At 57.6% G+C, this 18,197-nt stretch carries 17 protein-coding genes; 6 read left to right on the top strand and 11 right to left on the bottom strand.

The genetic code is table 11. The annotated features are described in order from the left end of the window. Nucleotides 1-91 precede the first annotated feature (91 nt). Nucleotides 92-2,716 (bottom strand): DNA ligase D, encoded by a 2,625-nt coding sequence (ligD, locus tag CFII64_RS00015; protein WP_044901054.1) that lies wholly within the window; start codon nucleotides 2,714-2,716, stop codon nucleotides 92-94. 305 nt (nucleotides 2,717-3,021) lie between these two features. On the opposite strand from ligD, the gene csrA reads away from it, so the two are divergent. From csrA to CFII64_RS00035, 4 genes are all read left to right on the top strand, one after another. Beyond that, on the top strand, nucleotides 3,022-3,210 hold the full coding sequence (gene csrA, locus CFII64_RS00020; protein WP_002554157.1) for a carbon storage regulator CsrA: 189 nt from the start codon (nucleotides 3,022-3,024) through the stop codon (nucleotides 3,208-3,210). A 317-nt stretch (nucleotides 3,211-3,527) separates the two neighbouring features. Next, a complete protein-coding gene (locus CFII64_RS28985; RefSeq protein WP_020288680.1) occupies nucleotides 3,528-4,274 on the top strand; it encodes a hypothetical protein in 747 nt (248 codons plus the stop codon). After that, complete coding sequence (locus CFII64_RS00030) at nucleotides 4,274-4,690, top strand: phage holin family protein (protein WP_020288681.1); 417 nt, start codon at nucleotides 4,274-4,276, stop codon at nucleotides 4,688-4,690. Before CFII64_RS28985 ends, CFII64_RS00030 begins: the two co-directional genes overlap by 1 nt. Next, nucleotides 4,687-5,604 carry a DUF3618 domain-containing protein gene (locus CFII64_RS00035; RefSeq protein ID WP_020288682.1) on the top strand — a complete coding sequence of 306 codons (918 nt, stop codon included), beginning with the start codon at nucleotides 4,687-4,689 and terminating at the stop codon, nucleotides 5,602-5,604. Before CFII64_RS00030 ends, CFII64_RS00035 begins: the two co-directional genes overlap by 4 nt. A gap of 72 nt (nucleotides 5,605-5,676) precedes the next feature. Here CFII64_RS00035 and CFII64_RS00040 read toward each other — a convergent pair whose 3' ends face one another. From CFII64_RS00040 to CFII64_RS00050, 3 genes are all read right to left on the bottom strand, one after another. Then, complete coding sequence (locus CFII64_RS00040) at nucleotides 5,677-5,919, bottom strand: DUF465 domain-containing protein (RefSeq protein WP_020288683.1); 243 nt, start codon at nucleotides 5,917-5,919, stop codon at nucleotides 5,677-5,679. A gap of 74 nt (nucleotides 5,920-5,993) precedes the next feature. Beyond that, nucleotides 5,994-6,929 carry a 2-dehydropantoate 2-reductase gene (gene panE / locus CFII64_RS00045; protein WP_020288684.1) on the bottom strand — a complete coding sequence of 312 codons (936 nt, stop codon included), beginning with the start codon at nucleotides 6,927-6,929 and terminating at the stop codon, nucleotides 5,994-5,996. 245 nt (nucleotides 6,930-7,174) lie between these two features. Next, nucleotides 7,175-8,602 carry a hypothetical protein gene (locus CFII64_RS00050; protein ID WP_020288685.1) on the bottom strand — a complete coding sequence of 476 codons (1,428 nt, stop codon included), beginning with the start codon at nucleotides 8,600-8,602 and terminating at the stop codon, nucleotides 7,175-7,177. A gap of 932 nt (nucleotides 8,603-9,534) precedes the next feature. Between CFII64_RS00050 and CFII64_RS00055 the strand changes: the two genes are divergently transcribed. Then, nucleotides 9,535-9,849 carry a hypothetical protein gene (locus CFII64_RS00055; RefSeq protein WP_020288686.1) on the top strand — a complete coding sequence of 105 codons (315 nt, stop codon included), beginning with the start codon at nucleotides 9,535-9,537 and terminating at the stop codon, nucleotides 9,847-9,849. A 290-nt stretch (nucleotides 9,850-10,139) separates the two neighbouring features. On the opposite strand, the gene CFII64_RS00060 is transcribed toward CFII64_RS00055, so the two are convergent. Both CFII64_RS00060 and CFII64_RS00065 read right to left on the bottom strand, forming a co-directional pair. Beyond that, nucleotides 10,140-10,409: a DUF1652 domain-containing protein gene (locus CFII64_RS00060; protein WP_020288687.1), complete on the bottom strand. Its 270-nt coding sequence runs from the start codon at nucleotides 10,407-10,409 to the stop codon at nucleotides 10,140-10,142. A 326-nt stretch (nucleotides 10,410-10,735) separates the two neighbouring features. Beyond that, nucleotides 10,736-11,218 (bottom strand): GNAT family N-acetyltransferase, encoded by a 483-nt coding sequence (locus tag CFII64_RS00065; RefSeq protein WP_020288688.1) that lies wholly within the window; start codon nucleotides 11,216-11,218, stop codon nucleotides 10,736-10,738. A 406-nt stretch (nucleotides 11,219-11,624) separates the two neighbouring features. Between CFII64_RS00065 and CFII64_RS00070 the strand changes: the two genes are divergently transcribed. Continuing rightward, on the top strand, nucleotides 11,625-12,557 hold the full coding sequence (locus tag CFII64_RS00070; protein ID WP_020288689.1) for a hypothetical protein: 933 nt from the start codon (nucleotides 11,625-11,627) through the stop codon (nucleotides 12,555-12,557). Between the two features lie 160 nt (nucleotides 12,558-12,717). On the opposite strand, the gene dctM is transcribed toward CFII64_RS00070, so the two are convergent. The 5 genes from dctM to CFII64_RS00095 form a co-directional block, all read right to left on the bottom strand. Beyond that, nucleotides 12,718-14,001, bottom strand: coding sequence for a C4-dicarboxylate TRAP transporter large permease protein DctM (gene dctM / locus CFII64_RS00075; RefSeq protein ID WP_020288690.1), 1,284 nt, complete (start codon nucleotides 13,999-14,001; stop codon nucleotides 12,718-12,720). Then, nucleotides 14,001-14,633 carry a TRAP transporter small permease gene (locus CFII64_RS00080; protein WP_020288691.1) on the bottom strand — a complete coding sequence of 211 codons (633 nt, stop codon included), beginning with the start codon at nucleotides 14,631-14,633 and terminating at the stop codon, nucleotides 14,001-14,003. The genes dctM and CFII64_RS00080 overlap by 1 nt, the downstream gene beginning before the upstream one ends. A gap of 79 nt (nucleotides 14,634-14,712) precedes the next feature. Next, nucleotides 14,713-15,705 (bottom strand): TRAP transporter substrate-binding protein, encoded by a 993-nt coding sequence (locus CFII64_RS00085; RefSeq protein WP_020288692.1) that lies wholly within the window; start codon nucleotides 15,703-15,705, stop codon nucleotides 14,713-14,715. Between the two features lie 197 nt (nucleotides 15,706-15,902). Next, nucleotides 15,903-16,730, bottom strand: coding sequence for a CoA ester lyase (locus tag CFII64_RS00090; protein ID WP_044901055.1), 828 nt, complete (start codon nucleotides 16,728-16,730; stop codon nucleotides 15,903-15,905). Between the two features lie 166 nt (nucleotides 16,731-16,896). Next, the gene (locus CFII64_RS00095) at nucleotides 16,897-18,096 is read right to left on the bottom strand and encodes a CaiB/BaiF CoA-transferase family protein (protein WP_020288694.1); all 1,200 of its coding nucleotides are present in this window, start codon (nucleotides 18,094-18,096) and stop codon (nucleotides 16,897-16,899) included. Nucleotides 18,097-18,197: the final 101 nt, after the last annotated feature.

Genomic DNA, 18,197 nt, shown 5'->3' on the forward strand with positions numbered 1-18,197 from the left:
GGGGTCGACCGTCAGGGCGAAACCTCAATAAACCGCACCGCAAATGCTGTTGATGCGCTGGCATTTATGGCGCAACACAGCAACAAATAACCTACCGCTTCATCCCGATCCGCTTACGCATCTGCGCCGTAATCGTCTGTTTCACCTTCGCATACCCCGCCCACGGATCGTCCTGATCTGCCAACCGCTCCATGAAATTCTGAATATTCCAGCCATTGGCGCCTTTAAGCTGGGCGACTTCTTCACGCAAAACCGGTACTGAAATCGGCAATCCATCCCGCGTACGGGCCGAGAACGCGCAAATAGTGGTAGCGCCCTGGCTGTTGCGCAGGTAATCGATGAAGATCTTGCCGACCCGATTCTTCGGCCCGGACACTGCGGAAAATCGTTCCGGCAGCAACTTCGCCATATGGGTGACGATGGCCTGGCTGAACGCCTTGGCCTCGTCCCAGCCGGCCTTGGGTTTGAGCGGCACGACGATGTGAATGCCTTTACCGCCGCTGGTTTTCAGAAACGACTTGAGGCCCAGCTCGTCCAGAATGGTCAGGGTCAGTTGCGTCGCTTCGACCATATGTTTCCAGGGCAAGGCCGGATCGGGGTCGAGGTCGAGGATAAAGCGGTCAGGATGGTCGAGATCCGCCGAAGTCGCATTCCAGGTGTGCAGCTCGATGGTGCTCATCTGCACCGCACCAATCAGCGCCTCGGCGTTGTCGATGATCATGATGGGCTGGCCAGCGTGTTCCTTGCCGAGACTGATCAGGCCAGGAATCGCCAGCTTGTCGGCGTTCTTCTGGAAGAACAGCTCGCCGGCGATCCCTTCTGGCGCGCGGACCAGTGCAACCGGCCGGTCCTGCAGATGCGGCGCGATCCAGGGGAAAACCTGCGCGTAATACTGAGCCAGCTGCATTTTCGTCGCGCCACTGCTGGCATCGATGACCCGCTCCGGATGGGTGATGCGGATCTTGCCGTCGCCGGAAGCCTTTTCGGCAGCCTTGGTTTTTGGGGGTGCGGCTTTCGCAGCCTGGGGCGGAGCTTTTTTCACGCTACGGGGTTTCGGTTTCTCGACCTCGGCGGCAGGCGTGGTCTGCTCCTCGCTGATCTGCGAGGCAGGCTTGTCATCGCGCATGCCGTGGAACACCGAATGGCGCACCGAACCCTCCCGAGTGATCTCGGCATACGCCACTTCGGCCAATAACTCGGGCCTGAGCCAATGCACGCCTTTGGCTTCGAAACCGGTGGGCGGATTGACGACGGGAATGGTTTTGGTTTCCAGAGGTTTGAGGCGTGCATGAATGCTGCGCAACGTTGACTCGTTGAAACCGGTGCCCACTTTGCCGGCATAACGCAACTCGCCGCTATCAGCGTCGTGCAACCCCAATAGCAAGGCGCCAAACGCACTGCGACTGCCTTTGGGCTCACTAAAGCCGACGACAACGAACTCCTGACGATGCTTGCACTTGAGCTTGATCCAGTCCGTGCTGCGACGAGACTGATAGAGGCTGCCGACACGCTTGCCGATCAAGCCTTCCATCTTCATCTGGCAAACACTGTTGAGCATGTTGTCCGCCGATTCGCCGAAGTCCTCCGAGAACCGCAATGCGTCGTCGGTACCGCGTTCCAGAACCGCTGCCAGCGCGGCGCGGCGTTGTTCGAGCACCACCTCGCGCAAATCCATGCCATTGAGATACGGCATGTCGAATAGGTAAAACACGATGCTCTCGTGGCGACCGCTTTCAAATGCGTTCTGCAGCGCCTGAAAATCCGGCATGCCTTCTTCGTTGGCGACCACCACTTCGCCGTCCAGCCAGGCGGATTCCAGACCGAGTTTTTTCAAGGCCTTGGTCTGGCGGGGCATTTTTGCGCTCCAGTCATGGCCGTTGCGGGTAAACAGCTGGACCTTGCCACTGTCGATGCGGGCCATGATGCGGTAGCCGTCGAACTTGAGCTCATAGCGCCAGTCTCCGTCGGGCGCGCTGTCCACCAGCGTCGCCAGTTCGGGCTTGATGGATTCCGGCAGCGGGGCTATCTGAGCGCCGGTCAGGGCAATGGATGGCGGGGTTGTGATTGCGGCTTTCTTTTTTGCAATTTGTTTCGGGGGCTTTGTCGGCGATTTCTCTGTAGCGCGCTTTTTTGCGATCAGGGTGCGCTCACTCAGGACGCTATCGGGCTGGTCTTCGACAATGTCGTATTCGGCTTTGGCGCGGGCGAAGGAATCCTTGGATTTGATCAGAAACCATTGCTCCTGCTTACCCTCCAAATGAGTGCGAACCAGATTCCACAGGCCGCCGAGCTTTTCCCCTTCGAGCTGGAACTTGAGCCGGCCTTTTTCATACGCCGCTGCAGGATCGCCTTGGGGAATCCAGACGCCGCGATCCCAGACGATTACATCACCCGCGCCATAATGACCTTCCGGGATAGAGCCTTCGAAGGCGGCGTAATCCAGCGGGTGATCCTCCACATGCACGGCCAGGCGCCGTACGGCAGGGTCCAGGCTAGGGCCTTTGGGCACGGCCCAGCTCTTGAGGGTTCCGTTTATTTCCAGGCGAAAGTCATAATGCAGGCGAGTAGCATCGTGCTTCTGGATACAGAATTGGAGGGCATGCTCGGCAACCGATTTCCTACGAGATCTGACGCCTTTTTCTATCTTATTGCCAGAAGGCTCCGGCGTAGCTTCAAAGTCACGCCTACGCTGATACTCATCCAGGGATCTGTTCATGGTTCACCTCTGCGCCTTGCAATAAAGAGCAAAGCGCTCGGTGATAGTTCAGCGCCGAGGAATGAAAGCTTTTTTAGCTCCCCAGTAAACGCGGGCATTTGCGAGCAAAAACAGGCAGAATTGGCGTACTCACCACGTCAGTGATTCAAATACCCGTGACAGAAGAACGGGCCAAGGGAATTAAATTCCCCCCGGCACCGTCATACTGATGGACGCATTTGGATGTACTCGGCAATATTCACCACGCAAAGGCAAACGCCAGCTTCTTGGTAGAGGCGTTTCAAGAGGCCATCAAGGAAAAGATTATGTTGATACTCACCCGCAAAGTAGGCGAAAGCATAAACATTGGTGACGAGATCACCGTCACAATTCTTGGCGTTCAGGGTCTTCAGGTCCGGCTAGGCATCAATGCGCCTAAAAATGTTTCTGTGCATCGTGAAGAAATCTACAAACGCATACAGGCGGAGCTGGCGCCCAACCAAGACCCACAATGAATTCCTAGCGTCACCCAAATTCAAGCCGACCTGCCTCATCGTTGCGGGCAGATCGGCCGCACGGCGTCCATTATGACGCCGTTTTTTATGCCTGGGATTCAGTTGACTGCACCGGCCTGTTCGCGGGCAAACCTCGCTCCAACAGATCTCCCCCACCAGGCACCGCCTACCATTTGTCTGACTTTCAGAACTCTGCGAAAAAATCACCCCTCCATCTCAAGTAAGCATTGAGACCGACGCTGAGCCCGTAGTCCCCGTTGTCGTCGTGAGCTTAGCTCGTCTTCTTTTGGTGAAACAGAATGGACGGTGAATAAGAAATGAACACAACTTCCGAGAACTCGACCGACAATACCCAACATAAAACTGCGCCGCCCGAAGAACATCTGCAGCACCTGCAAGATGATGCCAAGGCTGCTTTAGAGAGTGCCAAGGAACACGGAACGGCACAGTTCGAGCAGTACCGGGACACGGCGGCCGAACAGATCAATGCGTTGGCCCAAGGCGCTCAATCTGCTGCGCAGCAAATGGAAGGCAGCGATACCCTCGGCCTCTCGCATTACGTCACTGACATTGCGCAGAATATGGCGACCCTGGCCGACAACCTGCGTGGCAAAAGTGCTGACGAACTGTTGCAGCAGGCCGGCAGACTGGCGCGGGACAATCCCGCACTGTTTCTGACTGGCAGTGTCGCATTGGGCTTTGGCCTGTCGCGTTTCCTGCGGGCATCGAGCCCTTCGCCGACCTCTTCGTCAACCTCCCCGATGAAGCCATCCGAGCCCGGTGATTCGGCGGTTGATCGTCACCAGACCGGAATCAATCCGGCCATCGCCGCTGACGAAGAGCTGCCTGTCACGCCAGCGCATACCGATGACGTTTATCACAGCGCCCGGCCAGGCATTCCGGATCGCTCGGCATCGCCTGACGCGGCGGGTCCCGGCAGATCACCGGGTGCGTATGTACCTACCGATCCATTGGGCAGCTCTGCGACCTATCCCGACACCGATGCCTCGGCCCCCAAAACGAACGAGATGCCTAAAGGCGGTTCTTCTCGAGGAGACCTGTAATGGCCACGACACCCAATATTCCTCCCACAGGTTCTGAGAACGAAACCTCGGTGCTCGGCCTGATCCGCCAGTTGGCCCACGAAGTGCCGGCGCTGGTCACCAAGGAACTGGCCCTGGCCAAAGCCGAACTCAGGGAAACCCTCGAGACCACCAAGGCCGGTGTGGCTGCCGTCAGCGGCGGCGCCGTCGTGATGCTGGCGGGCCTGATCATCGTGTTGCTGGCAGCCGTGTACGCGCTGGCGATGATTATGCAGCCCTGGCTCGCCGCGCTGATCGTCGGCGTGGTGGCCATGGTCGTGGGCTTCATCATGGTCCAGTCCGGGAAAAAACAGTTCGAAGCCTCGAACCTGACACCCGAACGCACGGTTAACTCATTGCAAAAAGACAAGGAAGCCATCCAGAGGAAAGTCTCATGAGCATCGATAGCAGCTTTGAAAGCGGCATTGCCGACAAGGAAACCTTCGCCGTCGAATCCGAAAAAAGTCCGGAAACCCTGGAGCGTGAGATCGACGCCCAGCGCTCGAGCATCGGCAATATCGTCGACGCCCTGGAAAGTAAATTCTCCCCTGGCCAACTGGTGGACCAGGCCTTGGCGTATGCCAAAGGCAATGGCGGGGAGTTTTTCGGCAATCTGGGCAATACGATCAAAGCCAATCCAGTGCCTACCGTCCTGACTTCGGTAGGCCTGCTCTGGCTGATGCTGGGTCAGAATCGCAGTCTGGCACCCTCCTCCGCAGCTACGGGGTCGGGGGCTTCCAGCCTTGGCCTTGGCCATCTCGGCGAGCGACTCAGTGACATGGCCCACAACATGACTGATTCACTGGGCAATGCGCGCAGTCGTATTGAAGAAACAGCCCATCGTATGAAAGACAAGGCCAGCGATGTCACCGACAAGGCCAGCAACCTGACCGGCAGCGTCAGCGATAAGCTTTCATCCGCCGGCCAACGACTGAACATGGGCACTCACGACGCCAGCGACGCCTTGCAGGAGCAAGCCAGGAAGGCGCAGTCGAGCTTCAATTACATGCTGCGCGAACAACCCTTGGCCCTGGCCGCCATCGGCATCGCGCTAGGCGCGGCCATAGGCGCTGCGCTGCCGTCGACTCAACGGGAAAACCAGTTGATGGGTCAAGCCAGTGACCAGTTGACCGATAAGGCCAGGCAGGTCGCGAGCGAGGGTTACGACAAGGTCAAGGAAGTGGGCGCCGATCTTGCGGGCGAAGCCAAATCGGTCGCGTCGTCAGCAAGCTCAAACTCGCCCGACACGGGCAACATGGAGTTCGGCAGCCCGAGTAAAACCGCGCCCAATGCGGGGACCGGTCTGGGCTAGGCAGAAGACGTCATCACTGATGGGTAAACGAGGAATCGGGCCGTAGTGGCCCGATTCTTTATGCTTCTTGCGTCACTCGGGACTGGTGAGTCGCTGGACGATCTTGTCCTTGATCAGCAGGCGTTTTTCCTTGAGTTTCTTCAACTCGTCATCGCTGACACTTCCCGCCGAACCGGATTCGGCATCGAGCACGCCAGTATCTATCTGGCCGTAGTCACTGAGCAGCTGATTGAGTTTCCTGTCGGTTTTCGTGCGCTCGGCAACCTGCTCCTTGGTAAGCCCCAAATCCTTGTACAAATCGTGTTTGACCGGCATAGCGACACCTCTCTTCTGACTGCGATGATCTTAAAGGTATGAGGCCGGGCGCTGTCTTAGGTTCGATGCAATCGTCATTGCTCGCGCAGACGCCGCGCTTCATAAGCCTTCAAATGAGTGTAGGCAAACTCCAGCACCGACAGCTCGCCGGATTCCACGCCCTGCGCATCGCGCCGAGTCAGCAAATCACCCAGGACGTGTTCAGCCTCCGTGGGTGCTCCACGCTCGACGTCGCGCAGCATTGACGCCATCATCTTCGAGCCGGGCGCAGTCAGCATCTTCAGCGAACGCTGACGAGCCGGTTCGCGCAGTGGAAAACCGCACGCCGCTGCGACGCTGGCACATTCGGCGAACAACCCGACGATCAACGGCTTGCCATCGGCGACCAACACATCGCCGAGACTGGCGCGCATGGAGCAGGTGATTCCGGCACCGGTGGCAATGAAGCACCACTTTTCCCACATCTCTTGCACGATGAACTGGCTGAGACTGGCCTCGAAGCCCGTATCCGCCAAGGCTTCGGCGACGCGCAGGATGCGCGTGGTCAAGGCGCCGCTCAGTTCGCCAAACGACAACTGATTGGTGTCATTCAAATGCAGAATCGCACCGGTAGCGTCCCGGTCCAGAGAAATCAGACACTGGCCGCCCAGTACGTTTGCGTCGTCGAAACGCGCACAAAGCCGGTCCAGGTGCGCCATGCCGTTGAGCAACGGCAGGATTGCCGTCTCGGGACCGACTGCAGCAGCGAACGAGTCCATGGCCGCGTCGAGATCGTAAGCCTTGCAACTGAGAATAATCAGGTCGTACGGATCGCTGAGCATCTGCGTCAGCACGTGGGGCGGCGATGGATACTGGATGTTGCCCAGCGGGCTGCGCACCACCAAACCATCGCGGTTCAGCTCCTCGGCGCGGCCGGGACGCACCAGAAAGGTCACATCGCGTCCGGCCTCAAGCAATCTGCCACCAAAATAACCGCCTATCGCCCCTGCCCCAACGATCAGAATGCGCATGATGTCGTTCTCCTGTCAGTCTGCCCGCGCCCACCCAAGTATCGAGAGTAGTGGATGTACAACCGCTGCTCAATGAATGATCAACGGCAAGGAGGAAGAGCGGTGTCTAGCCTGAACCTGTTTCAGTCTCAAAACGCCTTATCGAGGACAAGTCCTCTCCCACAAATGACGGGATGCGGGGCAAAAAAAATCCCGAACCGCTCTCAAGCGCCTCGGGATTCTTCTGACCCTCACCGGTCGACGCGTCAGCTGTTGGCGCTGCTCAGGGCTGGAAACAGAAACGGCAGGCCTTCCTCCAGACGCTCGGCCAGGCTGCGGCTCGGAGCCGCAAGCTCCGGCGTAGTCTGTTGCAGCCTTGCAATGACCGATTCAATGACCGCACGGCTCGCGTCGTTGTGGAACTGCCACACGCCGTAGATGCGCCCATCAAAGGATGGCTCGCTGCCCAACCGGGGATCAATGCCCAATCCTGATCCAAGCCCGAACAGATGCAAGCCGTGCAAGCGCAGGCCCGAGGTATCCATCGGGCAGCCTGCTGCATCCGAATCCACGCCACCTTTGACTTCGCGCAGGGTGATTGGCGTGCCGTCCGAATAGCTCATGGGAGGCAGATTCGGCTGATAACCCGTGCATTGCACCACAGTATGCGACTCAAGCAGCGCCTGGGCAGCCGCCTGGTAATCTCCCGGCGCACCGCCTTGGGTCTGGAAAGCCTGGGCGCGCACGCCGGTCTTGCCGACACGCGCGTGTTCAATGACCGCACGACCCACATCCAGCGCGCGGTAGCGCAAGCCACCGGAACGATTGACCCTGCCGGAGACCGGGCAGATATCCTGGACCGGATCAAATCTATAACCGGCAGCCTCAGCCTGTTCTGCACTTTCATAGAACAGACGAATCGCCGAACGATGGATCAGGGTGAGCTCCTGCAGGCCGGCAAATTCAAGGGCGTCGGCCAGATTCTCGAGCATGGAAAAGGCACTGTGCGAACCGCCGACCACGGTGATCCGCCCGGAACAGGCCAGCGCTGGGGCAAAGGTTTCGCGCAGCTGGACGGCATTCATGCGCAGCAATTCATCAGCGCTTTTAATGGTGGCTGTGGGCGGCACCCGCAAACCTTGCTGCGCGAGCCCCTTCACCAGATGCTGCGGATCCTGTCGACCGCCAAGATTGAGCACCAGCGTACGGCAGCGAATACGCCGCGTGCGGCCCTGAGCCTGGACCCAGACGAAAAATTCGTCGTTATCGCGCACCACCTCAGTGATGGTCGTGCTGCGCCAAAGCCTGGCGCCGTAATGCTCGACGATAAAGTCCAGCACCAGCCGGGACGCTTCAGCCAGTAACTCACCAATGTCCGACAACTGTGGGGCGTGCTGGGCCTGACGACGGATGCGCCAATAAGCGGGCGAATGCTCAAGCGGGGCGAAGACGTCCCTCAAGGCCGGATCGCGCAAACACTCAAGGATCACGTCGCCTACCGAATTCGCCGTGATGCGGTACTCGCCGAGGCGGCCCGTCCCTGGGGCGGCACTGGCATCAACAATAATCAGCCCGTCTTTGGCCAGATCAGGCAAGGTTCCGCTCTTCAATGCGTTGAACAGCAGGCCCATGCCCGCTGGTCCGGCGCCGCCAATCACGCAACCGCAAGAAGTTTCCAGATAATCTCCAAACATAATGCCGCTCCATAGTTTGATCGACGGGTTAATACAATCCAACAGTTCCTGAGCCATCCGTTGTAACGAGGGCTGCTGCACTTTCTCTGGGCCGAACAACGCCCTGCCGTTTAACGGGCATACAAGAAAGCGTGTCGCATCGATCTAGCGTCGGCAGGCCGACTTTGAATGCATATACGCAAGGGATGCGGCAATACTTACTCCTGCAAGGCACCTGGTGACTTTCCTGCGGAACGCGCAGACAAAGCTACCGCCTGGTGCAATCGGGAGGCTGTTTGGAGTAATAAATAATGCACACAAGAAACGAATGACGGCTGAACTCACCGCTCGCATTTTTTGTTTATCAGGCCCCCACAGGAACGGCGCAGACGCTGCCGCTTGGCAAGATCACCGAAAAAACAACAAGTTAGGCAGATTGCCTGTTTCCAGAGCCTGACAAACGGTGTCAGGAATGAAGAGATAATTCCAAATATTACTGCAAGTGTCAACTTTTAGTTAAACTCGTCAATCAAGAACATCTTGATGATAACCATTTGATTATCATGATGTTTATTTTTTGACGCCTACTCCGCAAGCAAAATGTCCTGAAAAAAAAGCGGTGTCGCCTGATTGTATTTTTTGACGGTCCGATTCCAATGAATCCAAACGCCAGCGCCGGTAAGTTGACGAACAAAATTTCAATGCTAGTTATATACGACGCGGAACGCCTGAAACCTGGTTATTGCATCTATTTTGACGCGCCGTCAGAAACAAGTTCATTACCGGTTACTTACGGGGTACGGGCATGGCATCCGTTGCGCCCCACGCAGCACAGGCGAGTTCCCAGGGCTGTCGATCAACGGCACTGCCGTCATCGTCAACGGCAGAACTATTCCCACTCGCAAGTATCAATCATCTAACGAAGAGAACAGGCGTCTGCAAGGGATACCATTATGAGCACTGATCAAGACCAGCGAACAAGCATCGCCGAAATCGACTACTCACGCGATACCCTGTTCGGCCCGATTCCGATGCAAGCCACCTGCCGGGTTCGCCTGGCTACTGTGGAGCACGCCGGACACCGCTTGCGGGAGCTGACAATTCTGGGTGAGGTGCCCGACTACCTGTCCAAGTCAACGGTGATCCGGGTCGCCCTGGACGGCCGTATCGAGGCAGGTCCGATCCGGGACCAGTTTCCAGTGCGCGATGCCGATGAAGCTCAGTTCAAATTGCTGTTTGAAAATGAACACCGGCGTAGGACGTACTGACAGACAATGCCCGGCTCGCTGATCCTGTTGCGAGCCTCGCCAGCCAGGTGGACCTGCCGCAAACCGGGAAGGTCGGATGTCTGACCTGCTGAGATGACCTGCAAACACGCAGCGCCTGTACGATTAATTCAACATTCAAGTTAATTCCAGAACTACATATCGTACAACTACACATCCCGAGCAACGTCAACAGTTGCAGAATCGACTTTCTGTCAGACAAAAAAAAGCCGCTAGTTCAGCAAGTTGCTCTTAAACATCGCGGCGTTTACAGCGTGTCAGAAACGTTTCATCTAACCGACCGAACGAACCGGCATCTGCAAGTGTCCAGCATGCTCCAGGTCGTAGCGCAGCTCAGCAACAAGCTCCGCGATATCTCGACTGGTGTTTAGTCGATCCAGTGATATACCGGTAACCAGAAGTTCTACCTGACCGGTCTTGGGGTCGGCGATCTGCACCGTCATGGTCGAGCGCGGTGCAATACTGCAAGTACAACGTAAAGGCAGGAAAGCCCCCTCGATAATGCTCCGTAATTCGAGGGTGGAAAGTCGGTAAGCAAACATGCGTATCTCCTTATGGCTGCTGAGCGGCGAACAAATCGCAGACCACAGCATTTTATTGATCCCGAGGGTTGAATATCCTTTGCCCGACAAGTAAATGTCGCCATTTATTTGAAGGCATGATTCTTTATACGCTGTAGATCCGTGCCTTCGCAACTTTGTTTTTAGGTGTAACAAGTTGTTAAGTTATTGAACTTGCAGAGAATCTTATTGCAGAAACGATTCACTCGCCCCGGTTATTTGTTCGACACCTGACTTGAATCAAGTCAGGTGACTATTTATTGGTCAGGAAAAACCGCCAATTGACTGGACGCTGATCCGGTCGTGGCTCAATCCGGGCTGCGCGGCAGACGGAAATGAATCAGTGCCACTCGCCCACCCTGTTTGTCGCGGCGCTCATCCACGGCATACGGCCGAAACCCCAGCTTCGGGTAAAAAAGCAGACCCGGCACGTTGTGGTTATAGCAGGAAGCCGTCATCTCGGTGGCCTCGTGCTTGTCAAATGCCAGGTCCTTCATGCAGCCGATCAGGTAGCGGCCCACCCCTCGGGATCTGGCTTTCGGGGCGATGATCACATTGCCCAGTGAGCAGCGCCCACGGAAATCGCTACGTGAAAAGTTGGCGTACCCGACCACCTCGCCGTTCATCTCAATAACCGTGGAGTCTGAGTGATTGTCCAGAGCATCCTTGAGCTGGGGCGGCGTCAACGGATACAAGGCTCGGGGAAACATATAGAACAGCTCGTCGACACTCTGTGGCAGTCCGCACACAACCGCTATGTCTTTTTCTTCCAGGGGACGATGTAGAAACATTTATGAGTAACCTCTCGAAGAATCAGGATAAGCACCTAGACACTATATGCGATATGGCAGGCCGCGCACCCGCGGGATGCGAATCCACGAAAAACCCTTGCGCATCAAAGCGCCATATCGACTTGGCTAAGATAGGACAAGCCGATTCAAGTTCAGATGACCTGCTCCAACGCACCACACAAGACCGGCCAACTTCCCTGCATAACCCATTGAAGCGGCTGTGATTACTGCTCATGCATTACGCCTGCTGAAAATCTCCCGACCTTGCAAAATGCATGAATCAGAACTGAGGTTTCATTTACAACCGGTTGAATTCATTGGGTTTTAATTTTTCTAGAACTGGCACAGAGGCTGCAATACTCACTCCGGAAAGATGTAACAATATTATTCATGGAGTAGAACAACAATGATTTCATCCCCCGATACTTACGTAACTGCCCCGCAGGATTCGCAAAATCACTCAGGTGTGTCCTGGGGTGCGATCTTTGCCGGTGCCGCTGGCGCCGCTGCGTTGTCTCTCATCCTCGTCCTGCTGGGCTTCGGCTTGGGCTTCTCTGCTGTTTCGCCGTGGGCGGACAGCGGCATAAGCGCTAAAGGGCTGGGCATTTCCACGATTATCTGGCTGGCGCTGACGCAGATCATTGCTTCAGGGCTGGGTGGCTATATTGCCGGACGCCTGCGGGTTCGCTGGGCAAATCTGCATGGTGATGAAGTCTATTTCCGCGACACCGCACACGGCTTCCTGTCGTGGGCCGTTGCGACGCTGGTTGCCGCGACGTTGATCGTTGGATCGATCGGCAGCATGGTCAGCGGTGGGGTTCAGGCTGGCGCAAGCATGGCATCCGGCGCAGCCGGTGCGGTGACTCAAGTTGCAGGCAGCGCTGCCAGCAACACCAGCAGTCAGGATTATGGCTACTTCATCGACAGCCTGTTCCGCGACGATCGTCCGGCCGCTGTCAGCGATGACGCAGCTCATGGTGTGGTGTTCCGCATCTTCGCCAAGACGCTGAACAATGGTGGCGACATGACTGCTGAAGACCGTACCTATCTGGCGCAGATGGTTGCCCAACGTACCAACCTGAGCCAGGCCGACGCCGAGCGTCGTGTGGATCAGGTTTACGGTCAGGCTCGCCAGGCTGTTGAAGACGCCAAGCTGGCCGCCAAAAACGCCGCTGACACCGCCGCCAAGGTTGCTGCCTGGACGGCGCTGTGGATGTTCATTTCGCTGCTGTGTGGTGCGTTCTTTGCCAGCTACGCAGCTATTTTCGGTGGTCGTCGTCGCGATGCGGTGACTTACACCGAAGCCCGCGCCTACACCACTACAACAACGGCTCGATAAGCCAGGAGAAAGACAATGCGCTCATTACTACTGCTGTTCCTCGGCGTGCCGATCCCGATCATCATTCTGATCGCGCTGTTCATGCACTGATGTGCTGAGCGGTTAAATAAAGAAGCCGTCTTCTCTCGCGAGGAGACGGCTTTTTTGTAGCAGGTTTAAATCACGGCATGCCCAACCAGTTAGGCAGTGCGAGGGAGATGAACGGTACGTAAGTCACCAGAATCAGGAACGCCAGCAGAATCGTCAGCCAAGGCATCGCCGCACGAATCGTCTGACCCAACGTCAAACCGGTTACCGCCGATGTCACGAACAGGTTCAGCCCCACCGGAGGGTGCACCAGTCCGATCTCCATGTTCACCACCATGATGATGCCCAGGTGAATCGGGTCGATACCCAGCTTCATGGCAATCGGGAAGAAGATCGGCGCCAGAATCAGGATGATCGCCGAAGGCTCCATGAAGCTACCCGCCACCAGCAACACGATGTTGACCATGATCAGGAAGCCGATTGGCGTCAGCCCTTCGGAAAGCACCCAACTGGTGATCTGTTGCGGGATCTGTTCAGTGGTCAATACATGAGCGAACAACATGGCATTGGCAATGATGAACATCAGCATGATCGTCAGCCGACCCGATTCCAGCAGCACCTTCGGGCAGTCGCTGAATTTCATGTCCTTATAGATGAACAGTGCAACGAAGGCCGAATAGACCGCCGCGACAGCTGCCGCCTCGGTTGGCGTGAACATGCCGCTGTAAATCCCGCCGAGAATGATCACCAGCAGTAACAGCCCCCAGAACGCCCGTTGTGCGGTGTGCAGCCATTGACGGAACGTCACCCGTGGCTGGGCAGGCAATTTCTTGACCCTGGCGACGATGTAGATCACCACCATCAGGATCACGCCGAGGAGAATCCCCGGAATCACACCCGCGATGAACAGCTTGCCCACCGAGGTTTCAGTGGCCGCGGCGTACACCACCATCACGATGGACGGCGGAATCAGAATGCCAAGCGTGCCGGCGTTGCAGATGATCCCCGCGCCGAACTCCTTCGGATAGCCGGAACGCACCATGCCCGCGATGGCAATCGAACCCACTGCGGCGACCGTGGCTGGCGAGGAGCCGGACAACGCCGCGAACAGCATGCAGGCCAGTACCGCCGCGATAGCCAGACCGCCGCGAATATGCCCGACGCAGGCGTTGGCAAAGTCGATGAGCCGTTGCGCCACGCCGCCGGTGGTCATGAACGCACCGGACAACAGGAAGAATGGGATCGCCAGGAACGTGTAGCTGTCAGACGTTTCGAATAACTTGATCGCCAATGAACTCAAAGAGTCCTGGCTGAACATCAGGATCGACACCGCGCCCGACAGACCCAGGGATATCGCGATGGGCACCCCAAGGAACATGAATACGAACAGCAGCAGAAACAGACATATGACTGTCATCAGTGTTGCTCCTCGTTATGCTGCGCCAGTTTGCTGGCTTCGGCGGCTTCATCAGTCAGCCCGAGCCCTGTCTGGCGATGGGTATAGATGCGCCAGAGGATTTCCAGATACCGCACCAGCACCAGCGTGAAGCCGATGGGCACGATGATCGCGATGTGTGACACCTGGATGCCAAAACGGTCAAGATCCTCGGCACCGATGTGGGCCGTGAAGAGCGCAGACACCCATTTGTAACTGGCGACCACGAACAGCCCTGCGTAGACCAGGCAGCAAGCACAGGCCAGCATGGCCAACAGACGCTGCACCGGTTTGCTGGTGAGTTTGACCAACGCATCGACGCCCAGGTGACCCGCAGTGCGTACGCCGTAGGAGATGCCGAAGAAGATCAACCAGCCGAACAGCGCTTTGGTGAGGGCCACACTCCAGGTCATGCCTTGGGCATATCCCATCATGTGGTCGCCGATGTAACCGAAGAAGCCGCTTGTTACCGCCCATTGATCGCTCAGGGTATAAAACAGCGTGTAAACGTTGTTGAGCGCCACATAGACGAATGTCACCAGCGTCATTGCGGCCAGCAGGAAGGCAATCATGCCCTCCTCAAAATGCTCCCAGAGTCGCGTCAGCGAATGCATAGGAATTCTCCGTATAGAGAGAGAGAGTGGCCATTCAGAACAGAATGGCCAGCTGCCTTATCACGTCATGACGAGGGCGTTACAGGGCTTTGTTCGAATCGTCCGCAGCCTTGATCAGGTCGGCACCGATGTCCTTGGAGAACTCTTCCCAGACCGGCTTCATGGCTTCGCGCCATTTTTCCCGCTGTTCAGGGGTCAAGGTCACGATTTCACTGGTCTTGGAGTCGATGATTTTCTGCTTGGCCGACTGGTTGAGCGCTTCGGCCTGTTTGTTCACTTCGACCGAGACTTCGGCCAGGATCGCTTCCAGTTCGGTGCGCACGTCGGGTTGCAGGCCGCTCCAGAACTTGGAGTTGGTGATCACCATGTAATCGATCAGGCCATGGTTGGACTCGGTGAAATACTTCTGCACCTCGTTAACCTTTTGGCTTTCGTAGTTGGACCAAGTGTTCTCGGTGCCATTGACAGTGCCGGTCTGCAAGCCTTGGTAAACCTCGGCAAAACTCATCTTGCGCGGGTTGGCTTTAAGGGCCACGAATTGAGCTTCAAGGATGCTGGAAGACTGCACCCGGAACTTCAGCCCACGAACATCCTTGGGCTCGACCATTTTCTTGTTGGCCGACAGCTGCTTCAAACCGTTGTGCCAATAGGCAAGGCCGTGAATCCCCTTGTCGTCCATGGAAGTGAGCAAGGCTTTGCCCTGTGCCCCTTGCTGAAAGCGGTCGACAGCGGCGAGGTCGTTGAACAGGAAGGGCAGGTCGTAGATTTGCACCTGCTTGGTGTAATGCTCGAACTTGGCCAGGGATGGCGCCAGTAGCTGCACGTCGCCCAGTAACAGCGCTTCCATTTCCTTGCCGTCACCAAACAGCGAGGAGTTCGGGTAGACCTCGACCTTCACTTTCCCCGCCAGACGCTCTTCGGCAAGTTTCTTGAACAACAGCGCGCCCTGGCCTTTGGGCGTGTTTTCCGCCACGACGTGAGCAAACTTGATAATGACGGGATCGGCGGCCTGTGCGAGGGAGGCCACGGACACAGCGGCGGCGCAGAACAGCGCCCTGGTCAACTTCAACATGAATTTCACCTTCTTATTGTTGTGTAAGAGTCGGCCTCTACGGGCCTTCTTTAGCGGAGCACTAGTAGCAAGATGCCCAACTGTCTGTGTTTATAGAATCAGCTTTTATGTAAGCCCGCGTTTGGTTTAGCTGAATGCTGGCATTTTGCACAGCAAACCTCCATTTTTTCCACGGATTACCCAGGATTAGTGCCGTGCTAGACGGCCTGATTGACCATCAACAAGCGCTGCGCGCGGATCAACACCGGCGCATCGATCATCTGCCCATCCAGTTGAAAGGCCCCTGCCCCGCTGGCTTTGGCGCTGGCGTCGACTACCCGGCGGGCCCAGGCCAGATCGTCAGCGCTGGGTGCCAGCGCGTCATGGATGATTGGCACCTGTTTAGGATGAATGCACAACGCGCCACCAAAGCCCATGTCGTAGGCGTGACGAACCGAACGTCGCAGCCCTTCGGGATCGCCAATGGCCGGATACACCCCATCCAGCGGAGCCAGCAAGCCGGCCGCGCGGGAATGAAGTTGCACAGACATTCGCGATTGGTCGAGGACGAACGCAGCGGCCGCCGTTCCATTATTCAAGTTCAAGTCCAGCGCCAGGTCCAGGCCGCCAAATGACAAACGCTCGACCCCCGGGCACTGGGCGATCTGCGCAACGGCCAGCAAACCTATGGCGCTCTCGATGATCGGCCAGATCGGCTTGCCGCCCTGCCACACCGCTGCAACCTGTGCAGTGGTTTCGACTTTGGGCAACAGCACGCCGGCCACGCCAGGCTGCTCGGCGCAGAACCGCAGATCCGCGCCATGCTCGGCGTGGTCAGGCGCATTGACCCGCACCCACACTGCAGCCTCGGGATGGGTGGCAAGGAACGCCGCAAGGTTATCTCGCGCCTGACGCTTGAGGGGTTCTTCGACGGCGTCTTCAAAATCGACGATCACCGCATCGGCACCGGCAGCCAGCGCCTTGGCAAACCGCTCGGGTCGACTGCCGGGCACAAACAGTGCAGAGCGGACGATGGGTTGAGGCATGGTGGTGTTCCTCATGAAATAAATGCATCGCAGTTCGTTGGAGCGAGCGGGCGGCAGCCGTAGCTGCGACTGTAGGAGCGACTTCAGTCGCGAGCCGCTCATCAATTGCCCTCCCGGCTAAAGCCGGTCCTACAGCAACGTATCGGGGGGGGGCGGAGCTGGAGGCTCAAACAACCCCCGCCGCCAACAGCCGTGCGTGATCCGTCGCCGACAATCCCAGCTCATCAAGAATGCTCGCGGTGTGCTGGCCCAGCCCTGGCACGGCGTCCATGCGCGGGGTGAAGGCGGCATTGCGACCCGGCGGCAGCAGCGACGGCAGTTTGCCAGCCGGGCTGTCGACTTCGCGCCAGCCGTCCCGCGCTTTCAACTGCGGGTGGTCCCAGACGCCTTGCATGTCATTGACCCGGGCGTTGGCGATTTGCGCGTCTTCGAGCCGTGCGACCACTTCATCAACGCTCAGTTGCGAGAAGCCGTCGACGATGATCTGCCGCAGCACCTCGCGGTTTTCCGAGCGCTTGAAGTTGGCCGAGAAGCGTTCGTCGGTGATCAAGGCGCTATCAAGCAGAACTTTCTCGCAGAACAGCGCCCACTCGCGCTCGTTCTGCAAACCGAGCATGACCGTGCCGCCGCCCTTGGTGGGGAACGGGCCGTAGGGATAAATCGTCGAGTGCGAGGCTCCGGCCCGTGGCGGCGGCGGCGCGCCGTTGTAGGCGTAATACATCGGATAGCCCATCCACTCCACCAGGCTTTCCAGCATGCTGACGTCAATGCGACTGCCAACGCCGGTCTTGCCGCGCAGCAACAGCGCGGAAAGAATCCCGGTGTAGGCGTACATGCCAGCGGCAATGTCGGCGATGGAGCAACCGGCCTTGGCCATTTGCTCTTCACCCGGCCCGCCGGTCACCGACAGAAACCCGCCTTCGCTCTGAATCAACAGGTCGTAGGCTTTCTTCTTTTCATAAGGGCCGCCTTCGCCGTAGCCGGAAATATCGCAAACGATCAGTTTCGGGAAACGCGCATGCAGCGCCTCGAACGACAACCCCATGCGTGCGGCTGCGCCGGGGGCCAGGTTCTGCACCAGCACGTCAGCCTTGCCCAACAGCGATTCGAGAATATCCCCGGCTTCGTCGTGCTTGAGGTCCAGGGTCAGGCTTTCCTTGGAACGATTGGTCCAGACGAAATGCGAGGCCAGGCCGTCAACGCGCTGGTCATAACCACGGGCGAAATCGCCGCTGCCGGGACGCTCGATCTTCACCACACGGGCACCCATATCGGCGAGTTGCCGGGTGCAGAACGGCGCGGCAATGGCGTGTTCCAGGCTGACGACGGTGATGCCGTCCAGAGGACGGGGGTTTTGTTCGGTCATTGTCTTTCACCTCATGTGCCGTGCCCCGCAGGAGCGGATTCATCCCCGCAGGCGTCGATACAGCAACAAATGATTTGGAGCATGTACCGGCCTCCTCCCGA

It is taken from the genome of Pseudomonas sp. CFII64 (genome assembly GCF_000416235.1).
GTDB lineage: Bacteria > Pseudomonadota > Gammaproteobacteria > Pseudomonadales > Pseudomonadaceae > Aquipseudomonas.

Bases quoted from the DNA above. Each gene is read 5' to 3' on its own strand.
- CFII64_RS00035 (WP_020288682.1), top strand. From the start codon at position 4,687: ATGAGCATCGATAGCAGCTTTGAAAGCGGCATTGCCGACAAGGAAACC.
- ligD (WP_044901054.1), bottom strand. From the start codon at position 2,716: ATGAACAGATCCCTGGATGAGTATCAGCGTAGGCGTGACTTTGAAGCT.
- CFII64_RS00085 (WP_020288692.1), bottom strand. From the start codon at position 15,705: ATGTTGAAGTTGACCAGGGCGCTGTTCTGCGCCGCCGCTGTGTCCGTG.
- CFII64_RS00070 (WP_020288689.1), top strand. From the start codon at position 11,625: ATGATTTCATCCCCCGATACTTACGTAACTGCCCCGCAGGATTCGCAA.
- CFII64_RS00050 (WP_020288685.1), bottom strand. From the start codon at position 8,602: ATGTTTGGAGATTATCTGGAAACTTCTTGCGGTTGCGTGATTGGCGGC.
- CFII64_RS00030 (WP_020288681.1), top strand. From the start codon at position 4,274: ATGGCCACGACACCCAATATTCCTCCCACAGGTTCTGAGAACGAAACC.
- panE (WP_020288684.1), bottom strand. From the start codon at position 6,929: ATGCGCATTCTGATCGTTGGGGCAGGGGCGATAGGCGGTTATTTTGGT.
- csrA (WP_002554157.1), top strand. From the start codon at position 3,022: ATGTTGATACTCACCCGCAAAGTAGGCGAAAGCATAAACATTGGTGAC.
- CFII64_RS00090 (WP_044901055.1), bottom strand. From the start codon at position 16,730: ATGCCTCAACCCATCGTCCGCTCTGCACTGTTTGTGCCCGGCAGTCGA.
- CFII64_RS28985 (WP_020288680.1), top strand. From the start codon at position 3,528: ATGAACACAACTTCCGAGAACTCGACCGACAATACCCAACATAAAACT.
- dctM (WP_020288690.1), bottom strand. From the start codon at position 14,001: ATGACAGTCATATGTCTGTTTCTGCTGCTGTTCGTATTCATGTTCCTT.
- CFII64_RS00080 (WP_020288691.1), bottom strand. From the start codon at position 14,633: ATGCATTCGCTGACGCGACTCTGGGAGCATTTTGAGGAGGGCATGATT.
- CFII64_RS00095 (WP_020288694.1), bottom strand. From the start codon at position 18,096: ATGACCGAACAAAACCCCCGTCCTCTGGACGGCATCACCGTCGTCAGC.
- CFII64_RS00055 (WP_020288686.1), top strand. From the start codon at position 9,535: ATGAGCACTGATCAAGACCAGCGAACAAGCATCGCCGAAATCGACTAC.
- CFII64_RS00040 (WP_020288683.1), bottom strand. From the start codon at position 5,919: ATGCCGGTCAAACACGATTTGTACAAGGATTTGGGGCTTACCAAGGAG.
- CFII64_RS00060 (WP_020288687.1), bottom strand. From the start codon at position 10,409: ATGTTTGCTTACCGACTTTCCACCCTCGAATTACGGAGCATTATCGAG.
- CFII64_RS00065 (WP_020288688.1), bottom strand. From the start codon at position 11,218: ATGTTTCTACATCGTCCCCTGGAAGAAAAAGACATAGCGGTTGTGTGC.